The organism is Streptomyces polyasparticus (assembly GCF_014493765.1).
In the GTDB taxonomy this organism is placed as follows: domain Bacteria; phylum Actinomycetota; class Actinomycetes; order Streptomycetales; family Streptomycetaceae; genus Streptomyces; species Streptomyces polyasparticus.
Map to the genome: position 1 here is coordinate 30,946 of NZ_JACTVJ010000037.1, position 21,373 is coordinate 52,318.

Annotated in this window: 22 protein-coding genes and 3 tRNA genes; 7 read left to right on the forward strand and 18 right to left on the reverse strand. The window is 70.1% G+C overall.

Translation table 11 applies throughout. From position 1 onward, the window contains the following. Positions 1 to 66: 66 nt before the first annotated feature. From rplA to H9Y04_RS43045, 5 genes are all read right to left on the reverse strand, one after another. The gene (rplA, locus tag H9Y04_RS43025) at positions 67 to 795 is read right to left on the reverse strand and encodes a 50S ribosomal protein L1 (RefSeq protein ID WP_187819718.1); all 729 of its coding nucleotides are present in this window, start codon (positions 793 to 795) and stop codon (positions 67 to 69) included. 86 nt (positions 796 to 881) lie between these two features. Next, entirely contained in the window at positions 882 to 1,316 is a 435-nt protein-coding gene (rplK, locus tag H9Y04_RS43030; RefSeq protein WP_093613725.1) for a 50S ribosomal protein L11, read from the reverse strand. 167 nt (positions 1,317 to 1,483) lie between these two features. Continuing rightward, positions 1,484 to 2,353 (reverse strand): transcription termination/antitermination protein NusG, encoded by an 870-nt coding sequence (nusG, locus tag H9Y04_RS43035; RefSeq protein ID WP_187819719.1) that lies wholly within the window; start codon positions 2,351 to 2,353, stop codon positions 1,484 to 1,486. Positions 2,354 to 2,438: 85 nt separating this feature from the next. Further along, the gene (gene secE, locus H9Y04_RS43040) at positions 2,439 to 2,726 is read right to left on the reverse strand and encodes a preprotein translocase subunit SecE (protein ID WP_187819720.1); all 288 of its coding nucleotides are present in this window, start codon (positions 2,724 to 2,726) and stop codon (positions 2,439 to 2,441) included. A 107-nt stretch (positions 2,727 to 2,833) separates the two neighbouring features. Further along, positions 2,834 to 2,906, reverse strand: a tRNA-Trp gene (locus tag H9Y04_RS43045). Between the two features lie 214 nt (positions 2,907 to 3,120). Here H9Y04_RS43045 and H9Y04_RS43050 point away from each other — a divergent pair. Next, on the forward strand, positions 3,121 to 4,344 hold the full coding sequence (locus H9Y04_RS43050) for a pyridoxal phosphate-dependent aminotransferase (RefSeq protein ID WP_052580797.1): 1,224 nt from the start codon (positions 3,121 to 3,123) through the stop codon (positions 4,342 to 4,344). 123 nt (positions 4,345 to 4,467) lie between these two features. Continuing rightward, positions 4,468 to 5,487: an adenosine deaminase gene (locus tag H9Y04_RS43055; protein WP_187819721.1), complete on the forward strand. Its 1,020-nt coding sequence runs from the start codon at positions 4,468 to 4,470 to the stop codon at positions 5,485 to 5,487. 99 nt (positions 5,488 to 5,586) lie between these two features. Here H9Y04_RS43055 and H9Y04_RS43060 read toward each other — a convergent pair whose 3' ends face one another. Continuing rightward, positions 5,587 to 6,177 carry a TetR/AcrR family transcriptional regulator gene (locus tag H9Y04_RS43060; protein ID WP_308802030.1) on the reverse strand — a complete coding sequence of 197 codons (591 nt, stop codon included), beginning with the start codon at positions 6,175 to 6,177 and terminating at the stop codon, positions 5,587 to 5,589. Between the two features lie 155 nt (positions 6,178 to 6,332). On the opposite strand from H9Y04_RS43060, the gene H9Y04_RS43065 reads away from it, so the two are divergent. After that, positions 6,333 to 6,974 (forward strand): NAD(P)-dependent oxidoreductase, encoded by a 642-nt coding sequence (locus H9Y04_RS43065; RefSeq protein WP_187819722.1) that lies wholly within the window; start codon positions 6,333 to 6,335, stop codon positions 6,972 to 6,974. Positions 6,975 to 7,092: 118 nt separating this feature from the next. Here the strand turns inward: H9Y04_RS43065 and H9Y04_RS43070 are convergent, their stop codons facing one another. The 10 genes from H9Y04_RS43070 to H9Y04_RS43115 form a co-directional block, all read right to left on the reverse strand. Further along, positions 7,093 to 8,253 carry a serine hydrolase domain-containing protein gene (locus H9Y04_RS43070; protein WP_187819723.1) on the reverse strand — a complete coding sequence of 387 codons (1,161 nt, stop codon included), beginning with the start codon at positions 8,251 to 8,253 and terminating at the stop codon, positions 7,093 to 7,095. A gap of 71 nt (positions 8,254 to 8,324) precedes the next feature. Further along, on the reverse strand, positions 8,325 to 9,902 hold the full coding sequence (locus H9Y04_RS43075; protein WP_187819724.1) for a hypothetical protein: 1,578 nt from the start codon (positions 9,900 to 9,902) through the stop codon (positions 8,325 to 8,327). Between the two features lie 128 nt (positions 9,903 to 10,030). Further along, positions 10,031 to 11,086, reverse strand: coding sequence for a UDP-N-acetylmuramate dehydrogenase (locus tag H9Y04_RS43080; RefSeq protein ID WP_187819725.1), 1,056 nt, complete (start codon positions 11,084 to 11,086; stop codon positions 10,031 to 10,033). Between the two features lie 67 nt (positions 11,087 to 11,153). After that, a complete protein-coding gene (locus H9Y04_RS43085) occupies positions 11,154 to 12,593 on the reverse strand; it encodes a DHA2 family efflux MFS transporter permease subunit (protein ID WP_187819726.1) in 1,440 nt (479 codons plus the stop codon). Between the two features lie 147 nt (positions 12,594 to 12,740). After that, a complete protein-coding gene (locus tag H9Y04_RS43090; RefSeq protein WP_187819727.1) occupies positions 12,741 to 13,295 on the reverse strand; it encodes a TetR/AcrR family transcriptional regulator in 555 nt (184 codons plus the stop codon). An 89-nt stretch (positions 13,296 to 13,384) separates the two neighbouring features. After that, entirely contained in the window at positions 13,385 to 13,819 is a 435-nt protein-coding gene (locus H9Y04_RS43095) for a MaoC family dehydratase (RefSeq protein ID WP_187819728.1), read from the reverse strand. A 2-nt stretch (positions 13,820 to 13,821) separates the two neighbouring features. Next, entirely contained in the window at positions 13,822 to 14,277 is a 456-nt protein-coding gene (locus H9Y04_RS43100) for a MaoC family dehydratase N-terminal domain-containing protein (protein ID WP_187819729.1), read from the reverse strand. A gap of 130 nt (positions 14,278 to 14,407) precedes the next feature. After that, positions 14,408 to 14,572 carry a 50S ribosomal protein L33 gene (gene rpmG, locus H9Y04_RS43105; protein WP_003948671.1) on the reverse strand — a complete coding sequence of 55 codons (165 nt, stop codon included), beginning with the start codon at positions 14,570 to 14,572 and terminating at the stop codon, positions 14,408 to 14,410. An 85-nt stretch (positions 14,573 to 14,657) separates the two neighbouring features. Further along, positions 14,658 to 14,730, reverse strand: a tRNA-Met gene (locus H9Y04_RS43110). Between the two features lie 35 nt (positions 14,731 to 14,765). Continuing rightward, positions 14,766 to 14,838, reverse strand: a tRNA-Thr gene (locus H9Y04_RS43115). Positions 14,839 to 15,054: 216 nt separating this feature from the next. Here H9Y04_RS43115 and H9Y04_RS43120 point away from each other — a divergent pair. Both H9Y04_RS43120 and H9Y04_RS43125 read left to right on the forward strand, forming a co-directional pair. Continuing rightward, positions 15,055 to 16,305, forward strand: a complete 1,251-nt coding sequence (locus tag H9Y04_RS43120; protein WP_187819730.1) for an amidohydrolase family protein — start codon at positions 15,055 to 15,057, stop codon at positions 16,303 to 16,305. A 245-nt stretch (positions 16,306 to 16,550) separates the two neighbouring features. After that, on the forward strand, positions 16,551 to 17,210 hold the full coding sequence (locus tag H9Y04_RS43125) for an NAD(P)H-binding protein (protein ID WP_187819731.1): 660 nt from the start codon (positions 16,551 to 16,553) through the stop codon (positions 17,208 to 17,210). A gap of 156 nt (positions 17,211 to 17,366) precedes the next feature. On the opposite strand, the gene H9Y04_RS43130 is transcribed toward H9Y04_RS43125, so the two are convergent. Next, positions 17,367 to 17,819, reverse strand: a complete 453-nt coding sequence (locus tag H9Y04_RS43130; protein WP_187819732.1) for a hypothetical protein — start codon at positions 17,817 to 17,819, stop codon at positions 17,367 to 17,369. Between the two features lie 303 nt (positions 17,820 to 18,122). Between H9Y04_RS43130 and H9Y04_RS43135 the strand changes: the two genes are divergently transcribed. After that, positions 18,123 to 19,061: a GlxA family transcriptional regulator gene (locus H9Y04_RS43135; RefSeq protein ID WP_187819733.1), complete on the forward strand. Its 939-nt coding sequence runs from the start codon at positions 18,123 to 18,125 to the stop codon at positions 19,059 to 19,061. Between the two features lie 89 nt (positions 19,062 to 19,150). On the opposite strand, the gene H9Y04_RS43140 is transcribed toward H9Y04_RS43135, so the two are convergent. After that, positions 19,151 to 19,951: an alpha/beta hydrolase gene (locus tag H9Y04_RS43140; RefSeq protein ID WP_308802031.1), complete on the reverse strand. Its 801-nt coding sequence runs from the start codon at positions 19,949 to 19,951 to the stop codon at positions 19,151 to 19,153. A gap of 400 nt (positions 19,952 to 20,351) precedes the next feature. Between H9Y04_RS43140 and H9Y04_RS43145 the strand changes: the two genes are divergently transcribed. Next, positions 20,352 to 21,056: a LysE family translocator gene (locus H9Y04_RS43145; protein ID WP_187819734.1), complete on the forward strand. Its 705-nt coding sequence runs from the start codon at positions 20,352 to 20,354 to the stop codon at positions 21,054 to 21,056. The last annotated feature ends 317 nt before the right edge of the window (positions 21,057 to 21,373 follow it).

A 21,373-nucleotide genomic window follows, 5' to 3' on the forward strand; every position in this document is an offset into this window, starting at 1 on the left:
AAACCCGGCACCGGCAGTCCCGAAGAACTGCCGGTGCCGGGCAATGACCAGCTATGAGCGCGAGGCTCAGACCGCGGCCGGGTCCTCCTCGACGAGGAGGTTGCGGGTGCGGTTCGGGTCGACCGGAATGCCGGGGCCCATCGTGGTGGTGATGGCGGCCTTCTTGATGTAGCGACCCTTGGCGGCGGACGGCTTCAGGCGGAGGATCTCCTCCAGGGCCGCGCCGTAGTTCTCCACCAGCTTGGTGTCGTCGAAGGACACCTTGCCGATGATGAAGTGCAGGTTCGAGTGCTTGTCGACGCGGAACTCGATCTTGCCGCCCTTGATCTCGTTGACCGCCTTGGCGACGTCGGGCGTCACGGTGCCGGTCTTCGGGTTGGGCATGAGACCACGCGGGCCGAGGACGCGGCCGAGGCGGCCGACCTTGCCCATGAGGTCCGGGGTGGCGACGACGGCGTCGAACTCGTTGAGGCGGTTGCCCTTCGAGATCTCGTCGATGAGCTCGTCGGAGCCGACGATGTCGGCGCCGGCGGCTTCCGCAGCCGCAGCACGGTCACCGGTCGCGAAGACCAGGACCCGGGCGGTCTTGCCGGTGCCGTGCGGGAGGTTAACGGTGCCGCGGACCATCTGGTCGGCCTTGCGCGGGTCGACACCCAGGCGGAAGGCGACCTCGACGGTGCCGTCGAACTTCGTCGCGGAGGTCTCCTTGGCGAGACGGACGGCCTCGAGCGGGGCGTACAGCTTGTCCCGGTCGATCTTGGCGTCCGCAGCGCGGAGAGTCTTGCTGCGCTTCACATCTACTCCTGAGGTTCAGGGTTGGAGTCCGTGGTGCGGACCAGCGCTGGCCCTACCACTGCTTCAAAGGTCTTGCGGGGTGAGGTTCAGCCCTCGACCGTGATGCCCATGGAACGGGCGGTGCCAGCGATGATCTTGGACGCGGCGTCCAGGTCGTTGGCGTTCAGGTCGGGCATCTTGGTCTCGGCGATCTCGCGGACCTGCGCCTGGGTGATCTTGGCGACCTTGGTCTTGTGCGGCTCGCCGGAGCCCTTCTCGACACCAGCGGCCTTGAGGATCATCTTCGCGGCCGGCGGAGTCTTGGTGATGAAGGTGAAGGAACGGTCTTCGTAGACCGTGATCTCCACCGGGATCACCCAGCCACGCTGCGACTCGGTCGCGGCGTTGTAGGCCTTGCAGAACTCCATGATGTTGACGCCGTGCTGACCCAGCGCGGGGCCGACCGGCGGAGCCGGGTTGGCGGCACCGGCCTGGATCTGGAGCTTGATCAGCCCCGTGACCTTCTTCTTCTTGGGAGGCATTGCTCTCTCCGGGTCCTAGTGAGAGTGAACTGCCTTCACCCGATCATCCGGATGGAGGCATACCGCACAACGATAACGGGTATCCATGCGCGGCTAAAAACCGAGCAGGTCAGACCGGCTTTGAAGAGCCCGTCTGACCTGTTCGGAAGCGTGCTGTCCAGTAAGAGCTAGTTCTTCTGGATCTGGTCGAAGCTGAGCTCGACCGGGGTCTCGCGGCCGAAGATCTCGACGAGGCCCTTGACCTTCTTCGAGTCGGCGTTGATCTCGTTGATCGTGGCCTGCAGCGTCGCGAACGGGCCGTCGGTGACGGTGACCGAGTCGCCGACCTCGAAGTCCAGAACCTGGACCTCGGCCTTGCGCTGCGGAGCGGGCTTGCCCTCGGCCTCGGCGGCCTCGCGGGCGGCCTTCTCCTCGGCCTCCGGGGCGAGCATCTTGACGATCTCGTCCAGGGTCAGCGGGTACGGGTCGTAGGCGTTGCCCACGAAGCCGGTGACGCCGGGGGTGTTGCGGACGACGCCCCAGGACTCGTTCGTCAGATCCATGCGGACGAGCACGTAACCAGGCAGCTTGTTCTGCTTGATCGTCTTGCGCTCGCCGTTCTTGATCTGCGCGACCTCTTCCTGCGGCACTTCGGCCTGGAAGATGAAGTCCTCGACGTTGAGCGAGACGGCGCGCTGCTCGAGGTTGGTCTTCACGCGGTTCTCGTAACCGGCGTACGTGTGGATGACGTACCACTCGCCGGGCAGCGTGCGGAGCTCTTCGCGCAGGGCGGTGATCGGGTCGACCGGCTCGGACTCCTCGACCTCGGCCTCTTCGAGCTCGACATCCTCGGCGGCGGCCTCGTCGGCCTCCGTCTCGGCGACGGCCTCGGCCTCGTCCTCGATGTTCATCGCGGCCTCTTCGGCCGGCTCACCGGCAGCGGCGTCGGCAGCTTCGGCCTGGTCCGGGTCCACGGAGTCCGCCGCCTCCACGATGTCGAGCTGGTCCTCAACGGACTCGATCGACTCGCTGGCGTCGTTCAGGTTCGGGTCAGACACGGTGGCTGCTTCTTCCTGGCTACATATGGGGGTGGAACGCGCGAAAGGGACGCCGAAGGTAACGGCGTCCTTGTCGCTTGGGCTTCTAACCGAAGATGTACTTGATGGCTTCGGAGAAGCCATAGTCAATCACGGTCACCAAGCCGATCATGATGACTACGAAGACAATCACCACTGTGGTGTATGTCGTCAGCTGGTTGCGAGTCGGCCAGACAACCTTGCGGAGCTCGGCGACGATCTGGCGGTAGAAGAGCGCGAGGCGGCCCAGGGGACCCTTCTTGCCTCGCTTGCCACCCTTGCGGGCCTTCTTCTTGGACTCGGTCGCCTCGTCCGGGGCATCAGGCGTGTCGATGGAGCCCACGGCGTCCGTCACTCGTTTTCACCTGATTCCGGGTCGTGGCCGTGCCGCGCCCGGGAGAGCCGCACGGCGGTGCTTTGCAGTACGTACATGCGCACACATCCTGGCGATGGTGTGTGTAGCAGGGCCGGAGGGACTTGAACCCCCAACCGCCGGTTTTGGAGACCGGTGCTCTACCAATTGAGCTACGACCCTTTGAGTTCCCCCAACGTACCGCATCCCAACATCCGCACGGTGTGCGGTAGGCGGAAGCGGCTTGTGAGGGCCAACGAGGGATGAGTGTACGTGGTCCGGGCCGCATCGTCGAACAGATAGCTGTCCGGCACCCATCAGACACCTGTCCAGGGGCGATGTCCGCTCTTCGGAACTCGTGTGCTCGGCCCTCTTCGGGTCTGGAACGATGGGGCGCATGAGCGCTGCAACGTCACCCACCGACCGCCGTATCTCCCGCCGTATCGGAGCGATCTCCGAGTCCGCGACCCTCGCCGTCGACGCCAAGGCCAAGGCCCTCAAGGCCGCCGGCCGGCCGGTCATCGGCTTCGGCGCGGGTGAGCCGGACTTCCCGACGCCGGACTACATCGTCGAGGCCGCCGCCGAGGCCTGCAAGAACCCGAAGTTCCACCGGTACACGCCGGCCGGCGGTCTTCCGGAGCTGAAGGCCGCGATCGCCGCGAAGACGCTGCGCGACTCGGGTTACGAGGTCGAGGCGGCCAACGTGCTCGTCACCAACGGTGGCAAGCAGGCCATCTACGAGGCCTTCGCCACGATCCTCGACCCGGGCGACGAGGTCATCGTGCCGACCCCGTACTGGACGACGTACCCCGAGTCGATCCAGCTCGCGGGTGGTGTGCCGGTGTTCGTGACCGCGGACGAGACGACCGGTTACCGGGTCTCCGTGGAGCAGCTCGAAGCGGCCGTCACCGAGAACACCAAGGTGCTGCTCTTCGTCTCCCCCTCCAACCCGACGGGCGCCGTCTACTCGCGCGCCGAGGTCGAGGCGATCGGCCGCTGGGCCGCCGACAAGGGCCTGTGGGTCCTGACCGACGAGATCTACGAGCACCTGGTGTACGGCGACGCCGAGTTCGCGTCCCTGCCGGTGGTCGTGCCCGAGCTGCGCGACAAGTGCATCATCGTCAACGGTGTGGCCAAGACGTACGCCATGACTGGCTGGCGCGTGGGCTGGGTCATCGGTCCGAAGGACGTCATCAAGGCCGCGTCCAACCTGCAGTCGCACGCCACGTCCAACGTCGCGAACGTCTCGCAGGCGGCCGCCATCGCCGCCGTCTCCGGTGATCTCGCTGCCGTGGACGAGATGAAGGTGGCCTTCGACCGCCGCCGGCAGACCATCGTGCGGATGCTGAACGAGATCGACGGTGTGCTCTGCCCGACCCCCGAGGGCGCCTTCTACGCGTACCCGTCGGTGAAGGGCCTGCTCGGCAAGGAGATCCGCGGCAAGCGCCCCGAGACCTCCGTCGAGCTCGCCGCGCTGATCCTGGACGAGGTCGAGGTCGCGGTGGTGCCGGGCGAGGCCTTCGGTACGCCGGGTTACCTGCGGCTCTCGTACGCGCTGGGCGACGAGGACCTGGTCGAGGGTGTCTCGCGGATCCAGAAGCTGCTCGCCGAGGCGCGCTGACGTCACCGGCCTTTTCTGTACGGGCCTCCGGCTTCGGCCGGGGGCCCGTTTGTTCGTTCGGGCAAGTACTCGTTGGTGGAAAGCCGCTACCGGGACGCCTGGTGCGTACGGCAGGATCTTCAGATGGAGCGTGTACGGGACGTAAGCGAACTGCCGAAGGCGCATCTGCACCTGCACTTCACCGGGTCGATGCGGCATACGACCCTGCTCGAGCTCGCCGACAAGTACGGGGTGCATCTGCCGGAGGCGCTGACCGGCGGGGAGCCGCCGAAGCTGCGGGCCACCGACGAGCGCGGGTGGTTCCGCTTCCAGCGCCTCTACGACATGGCGCGGTCCTGCCTGCGGGAGCCCGAGGACATTCAGCGCCTTGTCAGGGAGGCCGCCGAGGAGGATCTCGCGGACGGCTCGGGGTGGCTGGAGATCCAGGTCGACCCGACCTCGTACGCACCGCGCCTGGGTGGCTTGATCCCGGCGCTCGAGATCATTCTCGATGCGGTGGACACGGCTTCACGAGAGACCGGGCTCGGGATGCGTGTGCTCGTCGCCGCGAACCGGATGAAGCACCCGCTGGACGCGCGCACCCTGGCGCGGCTCGCGGTGCGGTACGCGGACCGCGGCATCGTCGGTTTCGGTCTGTCGAACGACGAACGCCGGGGTATGGCAAGGGACTTCGACCGCGCGTTCGCGATCGCGCGTGAGGGCGGGCTGCTGGCGGCGCCGCACGGCGGTGAGCTCACCGGGCCCGCGTCGGTACGGGACTGTATCGACGATTTGCACGCCTCGCGGATCGGGCACGGGGTGCGGGCCGCCGAGGATCCGCGGCTCCTGAAGCGGCTTGCCGACAAGGGGGTGACCTGCGAGGTCTGCCCCTCGTCCAATGTCGCGCTCGGGGTCTACGAGAAGCCCGAGGACGTACCGCTCAGGAAGCTGTTCGAGGCCGGGGTGCCGATGGCGCTCGGGGCGGACGATCCGTTGCTGTTCGGGTCACGGCTGGCCGCGCAGTACGAGCTGGCGCGGGAGTTCCACGCCTTCACGGACGCCGAACTGGCCGAGCTGGCGCGGCAGTCGGTGCGGGGTTCGGCCGCGCCCGAGGACGTACAGGGGAAGCTGCTCGCCGGGATCGACGACTGGATCGCGGGCTGAGCCGGCGGGCGGATCGGGGCGGGTGAGTGGCCGCTCGTCGTTGACGACCGGCCTTTCGGCCGCCTTTCGGCCGCTCTTCAGCCGCCCCTCGGCCGCTCCTCAGCCGATTCCGGCCAGGAGGGTGCGGGCGAGGCCGCGCGCGAACTCCTCGGCCGGCGGGGGCGGGAACTGGCCCGCGGCGTCGTACGCGAAGGCGCGCTGGGCACAGGCGCCGAGGAGCAGGGACGCGGCGGCGTAGGTGTCCGCTTCGGGCCGGATACGGCCCGCCACCTGCTCGGCTCGCAGATAGGCGTCGAGGCCGACGATCGGCATGTGCGGGCCCGTGCCCATCTCGCGCATGGCCGCTTCGTGACGGGTCTTGAGCTGGGTCTCGGCGTACAGGGACGCGGCGATCGGGAAGCTCTGCTCGTAGAACAGCGCAGCCTCGTGGGCGATCCGGACGAGGTTCTCCTCGATGGAGCGTGCGCTGGGGTTTCCGGCCAGCTGGTCCAGGAGCGGGGTCAGCCGGGGCAGGCGCTCCTGGAGGACCTTGATGAAGAGCTCTTCCTTGCTGGCGAAGTGCTTGTAGAGCGCGGCCTCCGAGCAGCCGGCCTCCTTCGCGATGACCTTGGTGGTGGCGCGGGCCAGGCCGACGCTGAGCATCAGGTGGTGCGCGGCGTCGAGGATGCGGGCTCTGGCCGGTTTCTGCACGGAGGCTCCTTGCGGGCTTGACGGGTGAGTGAATGCTTACCCACTCTAGGGGTGAGTGAATACTCACCCACCCCCGAAGGTGAGTGAGTATTCACCCACGGAAGCGAGCACTCACCCACCCAGGAAGTGAGCGCTCACCCACCCGAGGAGGGGCCATGAAGCTCACTGTTTTCGGTGCGACCGGCGGGATCGGGCAGGAGATCGTCCGGCAGGCGCTGGCCGCGGGGCACCAGGTCACCGCGGTCGTACGCGCCCCTGCCCGGCTCTCCGCGCAAGGGGAACGGCTCGATGTCTTCCGGGCCGATCTGTCCGATGCCGAGTCCCTGCGCACCGCTGTCGCCGGATGCGACGCGGTGCTCTCGGGGCTCGGTGCACGCGGGCTCAAGGACGCGCGGGACGGGATCGCGGCCCGGCTCACGCGGCCGGTGCTGCGGGCCATGGAGGCGGAGGGCGTACGGCGGCTGCTCGTGGTCAGCGCCGCTCCTCTCGCCCCGCCGACCGCGGAGCGCGAGCCGATGCTGGACCGCGTGATGATCGGCGTGGTCAGCCGGGTGCTCAAGCCGGTGTACGACGATCTGCGGGTGATGGAGGACGAGCTGGCCCGCAGCGCGACCGACTGGACCTCGGTGCGGCCGCCCAAGCTGACCGACAAGCCGGTGACCGGTACGTATCGCACCCAGGTCGGCGGCAATCCGCGCAGCTCGCGCGCGATCGGGCGGGCGGATGTGGCGCACGCGATGCTGGCGATGACCGAGGACCCGGCGACCGTGAAGCAGGGTGTCGGGGTGGCCTATTGAGGGCGTCGGGCAGCCCGCGGTGCGGGGAGGCTGCCGACTACGGGTGGGCGGCCGGCTACTGGTCGGCGGCCGGGCTGCCGGTGGGCGGCCGGGCTGCCGGTGGGCGGCCGGCTACCAGCTACTGCTGCTCCGCATGGTTCGTCAGCTGCCAGAACTCCCGCAGGAGAGTCGGCGCGGTCGGCCCGCCGAGCTCGACCTGCGTGAGCAGGATGCCGACCGCGCCCGTGCCCGGGTGGAGATGGGCCGAGGTGCCGGTGCCGCCCACCCAGCCGTAGCGGCCGGGAACGCTCCACGGGTGCACCGGCTCCAGGTCCACCGCGGCGCCGTAGCCCCAGCCCTGGCCCTCCAGGAAGAGGTCGCTGCCCGCGCGCTGACCGGCGGTGAGCTGGTCGGTGAGCATCGCGCGGACCGATTCCGGGGACAGCAGGCGGTGCCCCGTATCCGAGACGCCTTCGGCGAGGATCATGCGGGCGAAGGCGTGCCAGTCGTCGACGGTCGAGACCAGGCCGCCCGCGCCCGAGAGGAAGGCCGGCTCGGTGCTCCACTGGCCGTCGGGGGCGTCGACCAGTTCCAGGGAGCCGTCGGGGCCGGTGCGGTAGTACGAGGTGAAGCGGCCCAAGTCGGCCGCGGGGACGGCGAATCCGGTGTCCTGCATGCCGAGCGGCTCGAAGATCCGCTCGGCGAGGAACTCACCGAGCGAGCGCCCCGAGACCCGGGCGATCAGCACACCCTGGAGCTCGGAACAGGTGTTGTAGAGCCATGTCTCCCCCGGCTGGTGCAGCAGCGGGATACGCGCGAGGGCCGCCATCCACTCGTCGGTGGGGGCGACTTCCTGCGGCCGCGGCGGGCCCTGGTTCAGCTCGGTGAAGAGCGGGGCGAGGGCGGGCTTGGAGAAGTCGGAGGTGAAGCCGTATCCGGCGGTGAAGTCGAGCAGATGGCGGACCGTGATGGGGCGCACGGCCGGCACGGTGTCGTCCACGGGTGCGTCCGGGGTGCGGACGACCTGCGGTTTCTCCAGTTCGGGGAGCCAGCGCGCGACCTGGTCGTCGAGCCCGATGCGGCCGTCCTCGATCAGCATCAGGACGGCCGCGGCGACGATCGGTTTGGTGATCGAGGCGATACGGAAGATCGCGTCGCGGGTCATGGGGGTGGCGCCGCCGGCACTCGCCGTGCCGACGGCCTGCACCTCGACACGGTCACCGCGAGCGATCAGGGCCACCGCCCCGGGGACGGTGCCGTCGTCTACGTATCGCTGGAGGAGGGTGTGCAGGGCGGTCATGGGCGGCCTTCCCGTCCGTGGAGGTCTACGGGAAGGGTGACTGCTTCGGGGGTCGGAACTCATCGGCCGTGTCAGGCGGCTCCCGGGTCTTCCGGGCGCAGGGTGGCTTCGCGCAGCTCGCGGGTGAGGCCGGGCAGCGTCGTGCGGTCGCCGTCCTCGTACGCGCCGGTGAACACCATGCCCATGCTGCCCTTGTCGAGCCAGGCGCACATGGTGACCTCGTTGCCGGCGGACTCCATGACCGCGCACTCCATACGGCCGCCGAGCTCACCCGGGTCGACCGTCCAGGTCTCCGACGGCTCAGCGGCGAGTGCGCTCAGTTGGCGGCGCATATCGGCGAAGTAGCGGTCCGGATTCTCGTCGTGCAGGTCACCGGCGACACCCACGAGCATCAGAAGCGAGCCCGCGCTCTCGTCGCGGTAGAGACCGGAAAAGGGCTGGGCATCCGCCGGCAGGTCCACCCGTCCGAGCATCGACACCATCCGCTCGCTCATCGGATCGCCCTTGCTCAGCGGTATGCCGCGCACCGACTCGGGTACGGAGGCCTCGTACCGCGGATACTCCGCTGCCCGTACGGCATTCCAGCTGATGACCCCGACGAACGCCCCCAGCGCCACCACCACGGCGAGGGCGCCGGTCAGGCGCTCGCTCCGGGTGGCGCGCGGGAGCTCGGGGGCGCCGGGTGCGGGGTCGCGGTAATCGGCCGGCAGCCCGGCTGCCGCCCGGTCACGGGCCGCCCGGAGCAGATACAGCTCCTGCAGCGCGGGCAGCAGGCCCAGGGCGGCCACGGGGACCAGCAGCGCAGGCAGGCGCAGCGCGGTCACTCCGAGGCCGATGGCGGCGCCGAGCACGGCGACGGCCAGGAAGTGCAGCTGCGGGAAGCGGACCCTGGTGCGCGCGAGGGCCGCGGTCGGCCGTGCGAGCGCGGCCAGCGTCTCGGCACGCACCGCGAGACGGCGGTCGTAAGGCCAGGCGGCTGCCGCTTCGGCGGCGTACGCGGCAGCGGCTCTCGCGTCGACGCCATCGGCCAGGGCGCTGCGTGCGTCATAGCGCTGGACGGCACCCGGCTCCGGAGGTCTGCCCGCGAGCTGCCCGCCCTGGCCGAGCTGATGCGCCTGCGGTGAATCGGGCGCGAGTTCCTTCAACCGCGCCGCGGCGGCCGTGCCGCGTGACACCCGGCCCGGCTCATCCAGGGCGTCGCCGCCCAGGCCGAACTCGGCGTAGGCGGCGAGCAGGTCCAGATGGTCGGGGAAGTCGACAAGCCCCATCTGGTACGTGCGCTCGGCGGCCTTGTCGTGATCGTCCGCGTCCTCGAAGGCATGGGCCCGCCCGAGGACGAGGTAGAGCCCCGGGTGCGGTCCGTACGCGTCGAGCCCGGCCTGGGCCTCCTTGCGCGCCGCCCCGAACTCCCCCGCCCGCAGCAGCGTTTGAGCGCGCTCGAAGACGCGCACCATTGCTTCGAGCGCGGACGGCTGCCCGAACTGCCCCGGCCACTCACCACCTTCAGACCGCTCGAACTGCTCCGGCCGCTCCCCACCTTCAGGCCGCCCGGACTGCTCCAGTGGCTGCCCGTCCGCCGCCGGCCGCCCGCCCTGTACCGGCCGCTTCCCGTCCGCGGGCAGCGCGAACTGCCCCTCACCGTTCTGCACCTGTGGTCCCCACCCCTGATGTGCCGGCCGCCGATCGTCCCGGCCGCCGCTCGCGTCGGGTCTTCGATCGAGCCGACGCGGTCACTATCAGGCGCGCCCCGCCTCGGGGTCAACCACGAATGTGCAGCTCAGAGCGATACGCCGACCATCACCGGCTCATTGACCAAGGTGATCCCGAAGGCCTCGCGGACCCCGGCCACGACCTCGCGGGCCAGGGCGAGCAGGTCCTCGGTGGTGGCCGCGCCGCGATTCGTCAGGGCCAGGGTGTGCTTGGTGGAGATGCGGGCCGGGCCCGTGCCGTACCCCTTGGTGAAGCCCGCCTTGTCGATCAGCCAGGCGGCCGAGGTCTTCATCCGCCCCTCCCCCGCCGGATACGCCGGCGGGGCGACGTCGGCGCCAAGGCGCTCGTGGACGCGCTCGAGGAACGCCTCGTACTCCCCGGTCGTCAGGATCGGGTTGGTGAAGAACGAACCCGCCGACCACGTGTCGTGGTCCTCCGGGTCGAGCACCATGCCCTTGCCGGCCCGCAGCTTGAGCACCGTCTCGCGGGCCTGCTCGAGCGGCACCCGGTCGCCGGCCTCGACGCCGAGGGTGCGGGCGGTCTCCGGGTACTTGAGCGGGGCGCTCAGACCGCCGGCGTCCTCGAGCTCGAAGCGGACGCGCAGCACCACGTAGCGGTCCGGGTCCGACTTGAAGCGGCTGTGGCGGTAGGAGAAGGCGCACTCCTCGTTCGAGAGCGTGACCGTCTCGCCGGCCTCGCGGTCGTACGCGATCACCTCGGTGATCGTGTTGGAGACCTCCTGGCCGTACGCCCCCACATTCTGGATCGGGGTCGCGCCCGCCGAGCCGGGGATGCCGGCCAGGCACTCGATGCCGGCGAGGCCCGCCTCCACGGTGCGGGCCACGGCGTCGGTCCACACCTCGCCGGCGGCCAACTCCAGCTTCGTACCGTCGAGTTCGAAGCCCTCGGTGGCGATCCTGAGGGCCGTACCGGAAAAGCCCTTGTCGGCGACGATCAGGTTGGAGCCGCCGCCGATGATCAGCAGCGGGGTGCCTTCGGCGTCGGCCGCGCGCACGGCTTCGACCACCTCGGCGTCCGTGGACGCGGTGATCAGCCGGGCGGCCGGGCCGCCGAGACGGAAGGTGGTCAGGGGGGCGAGCGGGGCTTCGTGGAGTTCCTGCACGCGCTCAAGGGTACGGTCCGGGGCCGACAGCTCCCGGACCGTACCCCTGTGCCTCGCCGTCACCTCGTCACGCGTCGACCAGCGTCCGGGAGTCCTCGCGGACCGTGGACACGTGCTCGGCGGCCTTGCCGCGGCGCGGGATGGCCAGGGTCGCGAGGGCCGCGAGGGCGACCGCGCCGGAGCCCACCCACAGCGCGGGCTGCAGTCCGTCGACGAAGTTCTGCGCGGGACCGTAGCCGCCCTGGGAGGAGAAGACGGCCGCGAGGATCGCGATACCGAGCGCGCCGCCGACCTCGCGCAGCGCGTTGTTGGCACCGGAGGCGATGCCCTGCTCGGCGGGGATGACGCTGGACATCACCAGGTTCGCGGCGGGTGCGAAGAACAGCGCCATGCCGATACCGCTGATGATCAAGGCCGGGAGCTGCGCCGCGTACGAGACGTCGGGGCTGAGGACCACGGCGAACCAGGCGAGGCCGATCGCCTGCAGCGCCAGGCCGACGGCGACCACCGGACGGCCGCCGATGCGGTCGGACAGATAGCCCGCGATGGGCGCGACGATCATCGGCATCCCGGTCCAGGGCAGCATCCGCAGGCCCGCCTCGGTGGGCGAGTAGTGCAGGACCATCTGCAGGAACTGGCTGAGCAGGAAGATCGAGCCGAACATCCCGAGGAACATCAGCAGGCTGGCCGCGTTGATCCCGGCGAAGGCGCGGTTGCGGAACAGCCGCATCGGCAGCATCGGGTTCTCAGCCCGGATGCCATGGCGTACGAAGGCGGCGAGCAGCAGTCCGCCGCCGATCAGACCGGCGAGGACCTGGACACTGGTCCAGCCGTCGATGTTGCCGCGGATCAGCGCGTAGACGATGCCGAAGAGACCGGCGCTGGCGAGCACGGTGCCGGTGATGTCGAGCGGGGCGCGGGTGCCGTGTGACTCCTTCAGGCGAAGGCGGGCGAGCGGCAGGAGGGCGACGCCGAGCGGCACGTTCAGCCAGAAGATCCACTGCCAGGAGATGTGCTCGGTCAGGCTGCCGCCGATGAGCGGGCCGCTGGCGACGGCGAGACCGTTCACGGCGCCCCAGATCCCGTACGCCATACCGCGCTTGGCGGCCGGAACCGCGGCCGTGAGCAGGGTCAGCGTGAGCGGCATCATGATCGCGGCACCTACGCCCTGGACGGCCCGGGCCGCGATCAGGGCGTCGATGCCAGGGGCGAGCGCGGCGCCCGCGGAGGCGCCGGTGAAGATCGTCAGACCGACGAGGAAGAGCTTGCGGCGGCCGAAGCGGTCACCCAGTGCGGCGCCGAACATCAGCAGGACGGCGAAGGTCAGCGTGTACGCGCTGACCGTCCACTCCAGGTCGTGTATCCCGCCGCCGAAGTCCTCGCTGATCGCGGGCAGCGCGGTCGTGACGACCAGGTTGTCCAGGGCCGCCATGAAGCCGGCGACGCTGGTGATGACGAGGGCCCAGACCATTCCGCCGCGCCCTGTGGCGGCTGCTTCCTGTGACATTGCTTTCCCCTCGGGACAGTTGATTAGTTATTGATGACTAACTTCTGCGGGCACAAAAGCGCGCACCCTTTCGACCGCTTACCGGCGCCGCACTCACCGACACCCCCTTCAGGCGCCGCGCTCACCGACGCCACCTTCCTGCGCCGCCTACTTCGGCTGCACCTCTTCGTAGAACCCGGCCCACACCCGGTGATCGGGCTTGAACCCCATCGACACCAGGACGTTGATGAGCATCCCGTACGCGAGGAACTGCGTCGTCTCGTCGACGTCGGCCCCCATCGCCAGATTGGCGACGTCGTACATCTCCATCCACTCGGCCCGCAGGGCCTCGCCGAACTCCCGGTCCCCCGCGGCCTCCGCGGCCGCGACGGCCACGTACATCTGCATCTGCATGAGCAGCTTCTCGGGGTCGTCCGCGATGAGCGCCTGGTACGCGTCACCCATCGCCTTCGTCGCCTCCTCGCCCTGCAGACCTTCGGACGCACGCCGGAAGACCTCCGTGACGTCCTGGCAGCAGCGGCGGGCGGCCTCGAGGAAGATCGCCTGCTTCCCGGGGAAGAGGCGGAAGAGATACGGCTGCGAGACGCCGACCCGCTTGGCGATCGCCTCGGTCGAGGTGCCGTTGTAGCCACCCCGCGAGAACTCGATGACCGCCGCCCGGATGACGCTCTCGCGCCGCTCGTCCGCACTCATTCTGACCATGCGAGTAAGTTAGTGGCCAATCACTACCTAAGTCAAGAGGTACGGAAAAGGGGCGCCCCAACGCGGCGGCGCCCCTGAGTTTCCGCAGCTCAGCCCAGCCGGACAACCGCCCGCGACATCCCGAGCACCTTCTGCCCGGCGCTCATCGCGGTCAGGTCCACGCGCACGGTCCGCGCCTCGTCGTCGAGCTTCGCGGCGACCTTGGCGCTGACCTCGATCTCGGCGCCCTTGTCGTCGTTCGGCACGACGACCGGCTTGGTGAAGCGCACGCCGTACTCGACGACCGCGCCCGGGTCCCCGGTCCAGTCGGTGACGACGCGGATCGCCTCGGCCATGGTGAACATGCCGTGCGCGATCACGTCGGGCAGCCCGACCTCGACCGCGAACTTCTCGTTCCAGTGAATCGGGTTGAAGTCGCCCGATGCGCCCGCGTACTGCACGAGCGTGGCGCGCGTCACGGGGAAGGTCTGCGCCGGCAGTTCGGTGCCGACCTCGACATCTGCGTACGAGATCTTCGCGCTCATCGTCACTCTCCGTCCGCTGCCGCGCGCGCGACGAGCTTGGTCCACGCGGTCACGACGTGCTCGCCGGCCTCGTCGTGCACCTCGCCGCGGATGTCCAGGATGTCGTTGCCCGCCATGGACTTGATCGCCTCGATCGTCGAGGTGACCGAGAGGCGGTCGCCCGCGCGCACGGGGCGCGTGTAGGCGAATTTCTGGTCGCCGTGCACGACGCGGCTGTAGTCCAGGCCGAGCTGGGGGTCCTGGACGACCTGGCCCGCGGCCTTGAATGTGATGGCAAACACAAAGGTCGGCGGCGCGATCACATCGCTGTGGCCGTACGCCTTGGCGGCCTCGGCATCGCGGTAGACGGGATTGGCGTCGCCCACCGCCTCGGCGAACTCGCGGATCTTCTCCCGGCCGACCTCATAGGGGTCGGTGGGCGGGTAGGTCCGCCCGACGAAGGACTGGTCGAGCGCCATGAGCTCGCAACCTCCTGCACAGATCAACAGCAAACCGAGCGGCAGCGGGGACGTACTGCCGGGTATTACCTGGTGAAACGACGCGAGGCCGCCCCCAAGTGAATGGGGACGGCCTCGCGAACGAGCCTTTTTATCGCGTTTCGCGGTGCGCGGTGTGCGCGTTGCAACGCGGGCAGTGCTTCTTCATCTCAAGACGGTCCGGGTTGTTACGCCGGTTCTTCTTGGTGATGTAGTTCCGCTCCTTGCACTCCACGCAGGCCAGCGTGATCTTCGGGCGGACATCGGTGGCAGCCACGTGAGTGCTCCTTGATGAACGGATGGACTGAACGCATAGAAGAGTAGCCGACCGGAGGACCGACCCCACAATCGGCTACTGTCAGTAGCGGTGACCGGACTTGAACCGGTGACACAGCGATTATGAGCCGCTTGCTCTACCGACTGAGCTACACCGCTGTGATGCATGCACCACTTGCGTGGCGTTGCACCAGAGCCCCAATGCGGAATCGAACCGCAGACCTTCTCCTTACCATGGAGACGCTCTACCGACTGAGCTATTGGGGCGAGCGAGAAAGACATTACACGGTCGGTCGCCGATCGCCCAAATCCTTATGTCCCGCCTGGCCCGGGCCCCTTCTCCGGGGCCCCACGAACCCCCTGCACCACACCGGTACGACTATTGCGCTCCTCCTCGAAGCGGGCCGCGCCGCGCCCTAGGCTCGGGTCACGCTGCGTGATCTTGATCGTCACGCCCTCCTGTTCCCCCGCCTCTGGAGTGCGATGCCCGACAGCCAGCCGCAGCCGCCGCACCGCGACGGCGCAGCCGAGGAGACGGCCTCGCTCCTGCTGTGCGGGGCGCGGCTCACCGACGGCCGCACCGTGGACGTACGCCTCGGGCGTGGCCGGATCGAGGCGGTGGGCACCGCAGGGTCCCTTGCCGCGCACTCCTCGCGTGTGGACCTCAGCGGCTATCTGCTGCTCCCCGCGCCGGCCGAACCGCACGCCCACAGCGACACCGCGCTCGCCGCGGACGGTGACGGACCCGTCTCGTACGACCTGACGGATGTTCAGCGGCGCACCACCGAGGCCGCGTTGCTGCAGCTCGGGCACGGGGCGACGGCGCTGCGCTCGCATGTGCGGATCGGCGATGTGCAGGGGCTCGGGCCGATGGAGGCGGTGCTGCAGGCGCGGCGTTCGCTGCGCGGTCTCGCCGATCTCTCGGCGGTGGCGGTGCCGCGGCTGCTCACCGGGGTCGCGGGCGCGGACGGTCTTGCGATGCTGCGGGACGCCGTGAAGATGGGCGCCTCCGTGGTGGGCGGCTGCCCCGATCTGGACCCCGATCCGACCGGATACGTGGAGGCGGTGCTCGACGTGGCCGCCGAGCACGGCTGCCCCGTCGATCTGCACACGGACGGTCTGGATCCGGCCAAGCTCTCGCGGCTAGCGGCGATGGCCGGCGGGCTGCGGCCCGGCGTGACCGTGGGTCCGCTCGGCGGGCTCGGCCGTGTGCCGCGCGAGGTGGCCGTGCGGTCCGCCGAGGCCCTTGCGGCCGCGGGTGTACGGGTCGGCTGTCTGCCGCAGGGCGACTGCGGAGGGCTCGGGCGGCGCGGGAACACGACGGCTCCAGTACGGCTGCTGCGCGCGGCGGGCGTACGGGTGGCGGCGGGCAGCGGTGCGCTCAGGGATCCCGCGAACCCGGTCGGCCGCGGGGATCCGCTGGAGGCCGCGTATCTGCTCGCCTCGCAGCACGGGCTCGACCCGGCCCAGGCCTATGACACCGTCTGCGGCGAGGCGCGAGCCGCGATGGGGCTGCCCGAAGTGCGCGTCGAGGCGGGCTTTCCGGCCGAGTTGCTCGCCGTACGCGGTGATCGGCTGGCGGGCGCGCTGTCGCTCGCGTACAGCCGGATCGTGGTGCATCGCGGGCGGGTGGTGGCGCGGACGAGCGCCGTACGGGAGTACTGCGATTCGGCGGCGGCGGTCGCGCTCGATCTGCCGCGGCAGGGGCGGGCGAAGGGGACGGAGCCGTCCTGACGCAGGTGAGTTGACGTGTGCGCCTCTCAACTGCCTTGCCGTATACGGAGGTTCGGGCTGCATCCGGCCGTACGAGAGGTCCTGGGAGGGATCCGGTCGGGTGGGCCCGAAGCCCGGCGGAGCGTTTCGGGCGGGCGTCATGGTGGGGAACATTCCGCCGCCCTCGCGGTGAACATTGGGCACACGCGCAGGGCGGCGCTCCCGCCGGAGCGGCGGGGCGGAGCTGCTCGGCGTACGGTCGGAGCATGCGCATTGTCATCGCTGGGGGACACGGTCAGATCGCGCTGCGGCTCTCCAGGCTGCTGTCCGCGCGGGGCGGATACGAGGTCGCGGGGATCATCCGCAACCCCGCGCAGGGCGACGATCTGCGGGCGGCGGGCGCCGAACCGGTCCTGTGCGATCTGGAGTCCGCCTCCGTCGAGGAGGTCGCGGCGCATCTGCAGGGCGCGGGGGCGGCCGTGTTCGCCGCGGGCGCGGGCCCCGGCTCCGGTGCGGGGCGCAAGGACACGGTGGACCGGGCGGCGGCGGTGCTGTTCGCCGAGGCGGCGGAGCGGGCCGGGGTGCGGCGGCACATCGTGGTGTCGTCGATGGGTGCGGATCCCGCCCACGAGGGCGAGGACATCTTCGACGCGTATCTGCGGGCCAAGGGCGAGGCCGACGCGTATGTGCGCGGCCGCGAGGGTCTGGACTGGACGATCCTGAAGCCCGGCCGGCTGACCGACGAACCGGGCACGGGCCAGGTGCGTCTCGAGGCGTCGACCGGGCGCGGGGACATCCCGCGGGACGATGTGGCGGCGGTGCTCGCGGAGTTGGTGGACAGTTCGGCGACGGCCGGGCTGACGCTGGAACTGATCGGCGGGACGACGCCGGTGGCGGTGGCGGTGAAGGACGTGGCGGGCAACTAGTGCGGCTGGGCGGCCGTGTTGTGGGCGGTTCGTCGGCTGTGTGTGGGCGTGTGGGGGCGCGCGGGTTGGGGGCAGTACCGGTCGGCACGGGGGTTGGGGGGCAGTGTCGGTCGGCGCGGGGTTGGCGGTCGGACTCCTCGGCGCGCAGGTTCGTGGTCAGGCTCCCGTCGTGGAGCCGGGGCGGATGATCATCAGGACCGTGACGGTCGCCCAGAGCAGGTTGAACACTCCGGTGAGCATCGACAGGCGGGCGGCCGTACGCGCGTCGGTGGTGTGCGGCGAGGCGAGTGCGCGCTCCTGGGCGGGCAGGAGCAGCAAGGCCAGGACGGCGGCCGCCGCGGCGGTCAGCACGATCGAGGTGATCAGCCAGGCGTCGCCCAGGACACCGAGACTGCTCGCGGTGGCGAACCCGAAGACCGGAACGGTCAGACCGACGGCGGCGTACACACGGCAGATGCGGTGGAGCAGGCGCAGGGTGGCGCGGTCTGCGCCGTTGTCGCGGCCATGGGCTCGGCTCAGGGCACGCGGGAACATGCTCGCCGCGACGGTGACCGGGCCGACGGCCACGATGGCGGCCAGGACGTGCAGGACGAGGAAGAACTTGGTCATCGGCGGCGGCTCGCGTCCGCCTGGGCGTGCAGAGGCATGGGGTTCCTAGGGGTGGGATGCGCGGGTGATGTCGCACGGGTTCGGTGATGATCCGGATCCGGTGCGGCCCGCCCGACGCTAGTCCGCGGGAGGGCGCTGATCCCAGTGGCGTTAATGCCATATGTCAACGGGATAGTGCCAGCAGGGGTCCTTCAGCTTCCCCGTACGGAGGAAGGCTCCTGAGCTGTGGCTTTCCGGTGACTAGCGGCTCCCGCCCACTCACGCCGAAGCGGCGTGGATCAGGCGGTGGGATAGATTCCCGCCATGCACACCATCGCCGTGCTGGCGCTCGACCAGGTGATCCCGTTCGACCTCTCCACACCCATCGAGGTCTTCACGCGCACCCGGCTTCCCGACGGGCGGCCCGGTTATCAGGTGCGCGTCTGTGCCGCGGAGCGGGAGACCGATGCCGGTGCGTTCGTGCTGCGTGCACCCTGGGGGCTCGACGCGCTCGCGGAAGCCGACACGGTCATCGTGCCGGGCACGGCGGCCCCCGGCGCTCCGCTCCCCGCGGAGGTACGGGAGGCGCTGCGGTCCGCGGCCGCGGACGGTACCCGTATCGCGTCGATCTGCTCGGGCACCTTCGTCCTCGCCGCCGCCGGGCTGCTCGACGGGCTCCGTGCCACCACGCACTGGCTCGCGGCCGGCGCACTGGCCGCCGCGTACCCGGGGATCGAGGTCGATCCGGACGTCCTGTACGTGGACAACGGGCAGATCCTCACCTCGGCGGGCGCCGCCGCCGGGCTCGATCTGTGCCTGCACCTGATCCGCCGCGACTACGGCTCCGCGGTCGCCGCGGACGCGGCACGGCTGTCGGTCATGCCGCTCGAACGGGAGGGTGGGCAGGCCCAGTTCATCGTCCAGGACCATGCCCCGGCTCCGCAGGGCTCCACGCTGGAGCCCCTGCTGCTCTGGCTCCAGGACAACCTGGCCCGCGAACTCACCCTCGCCGACATCGCCGCGCAGGCCGGCGTCAGCACCCGCACCCTGATCCGCCGGTTCACGGAACAGACCGGCTCCACGCCGCTGCAGTGGCTGCATCGCGCCCGTATCCGCCAGGCACAGCACCTCCTGGAAACCACCGCGCACCCCGTCGAACGCATCGCCACCAGGGTCGGCTTCGGCTCCCCCACGGCGTTCCGCGACCGCTTCAAGCGGACCACCGGGGTGAGTCCGCATGCTTACCGGCGGGCGTTCAGTTGAGGTGAGGGTTCAGTTGAGGTGAGGGTTCAGCTGAAGTGGGCCCAGCTGGAGTGGGGGCTCAGCCGAGGCGGGGCGGCTGAAGTGGGGGTTCAGGGCAGGGTTTTGACCCAGTCCGTGATGACGTCGACGTACCGCTGTGCCTCGGGCTCGTGCATGGTGTGCGGTGCGTCGAGCGGGGTGTACGCAACCGGCCTGCCAGTGGTTTCCAGCAGGCGTCTGGCCTGTGCGGCCTGGATGCCGGACATGGCTCCCATGAGGTGCCCCGTGTCGGGGTCGGTCCTGTGGAAGTGGTGGGTGAGCAGGGCCGGGACCTTGTTCTGGGCGAGCATCGTGGCGTGGTCGCAGCCCGCGTTGGCCGCGTCCGTCGCCCAGGCCTGGGCCCACTCGGGGTCGTACTCCTTCAGGTGCTGCACCGGAGTGGCCGACGCGCGGGTCCCGTCGCCCATCATGAAGCCGATGCCCGGGTGCAGGAACGCGGGCAGCTCCCGGGGCGCGGCCTCGATCATGCCGGTCCAGTCACCGATCGACCACTGCGGGCCGAGCCACTTCGCCCACAGCGCGAAGAGCGGACCGAGGGTCTGCATCATTCCGGGCCCGTACGGCGGGGTGGCCTGGGCGGAGAACAGCGGCGGGTCCTCCAGGATCGCGCCCCGGACCAGCCCGGGCTTGGCGTAGGCGGCGAGCCAGGCGGTGATGACACCGCCCGAGGAGTTGCCGGCCACGATCGCCGGGCGCCGGATGACGAGATCGATGAACCGCTCGACGTCCGCGCCCCAGATGTTGAGGCCGTAGCGGCCCGGGGTCCAGGTGGAACGGCCCTGGCCGCGCAGGTCGACCGCGAAGACCTGGAACTCGGAGCGAGCAGGCCGATCGCCTCCTCGTAACCCCACCAGGACTCGCCCTGCGCCGGCAGCAGAAGCAGCGCCGGCGCGCTCGGATCGCCCTCGGCTACGTAGTTCATGCGGATCTCGCCCAGGTCCACCAGGCGCTCGGTGAACCGGTGGCCGACGAAGGTGTCGGCGCGGTCTGCGGCTTCGGAGATACCCATGGTCGTGCTCCTTGCTAAGTGCCGAGCAGCCCCGGGTCACGCGTGGCCCACCTGCTGTCATCGTTCCCGCAGGGCGCTGGGTCAGCTACCTGGAACTGAACGTAGGGCAGGTTGCGGACAGCTTCCGTCCTGAAGGTGATCGAGCGAATCGACCGGACAGCGCGTTCGGTAAGGGCGATTCCTGCCCGCTATCGGGCAGGAATGTGGAAGTTGCGGCGCCGCCGGCCGTACAGTCGCCGACCGTGATCGATATCTCTGCGCTGTGGGGCTTCGTATTGGTCGTCGGGCTGCTCACGCTCACACCCGGCCTGGACACCGTTCTCCTTCTGCGTACGGCGGCGCTCGGCCGGCGGCGGCGCGCCTGGGGCGTGGTCCTGGGCATCCAGACCGGAACCCTGGCCTGGGGCGTGCTCACTTCCCTGGGGGTGACGGCCCTGTTGACCGCGTCGCACCTCGCTTACGCAATCGTCCGGTGGATGGGCGCCGCGTACTTGGTGTGGCTGGGCGGCCGCATGCTCTGGGAGGCGCGGCGGCGCACGGGTGCGGTGGGGCGGGTGGAGAGCGGTGACCGTGAGGGGGGCGGGCGGTCCGGCGGGCCGGACATGGTGGCCGGAGAGCGTGACGGGCGTGGCTGGTCCGGCAGTTCGGACACGGTGTTCGGTGGCTGGCGGCAGGGTGCGCTGACCAATCTGCTCAATCCCAAGGTGGGCGCCTTCTACGTCGCCCTCCTGCCGCAGTTCATCCCGGCGGGCAGCCCTCAACTCGCCGCAGGGGTGGCGCTTGCGGGCATCCATGTCGCCCTGGGAGTGCTCTGGTCCTGCGTACTGATCGGATTCGCCCGGATTCTGCGCGACCATCTGCAGCGGGATTCCACCCGGCGCCTGCTCGACCGGATCGCCGGCACCGTCATCGGGGTGCTCGGTGTCCGGCTGGCCTTGGGGGACTGAGGGGCGCCGGGCGTCGTTCCGTATGCCTGGGTGCGGGCGGGGCGGGCGGGTCTGGGGCGGTCGGGCCGGCCTGGGGCGGGGCGGGCGGACCTGGACCGTCCGGGCCGGCCTGGGGCGGGGCGGGCGGACCTGGACCGTCCGGGCCGGCCTGAGGTGTCCGAGCGGGCCTGGGGCGTTCGGCGGATCTGGACCGTCCGGGCGGGCGTGGGGTGTCCGAGCGGGCCTGGGGCGCCCGAGCGCCTCCCCCCCCCATTACCTTTTTCGTAGCCCCGCAACGGGGTTACCGGCCTTCGGAGTTGGCATGACTACCTCCCCTT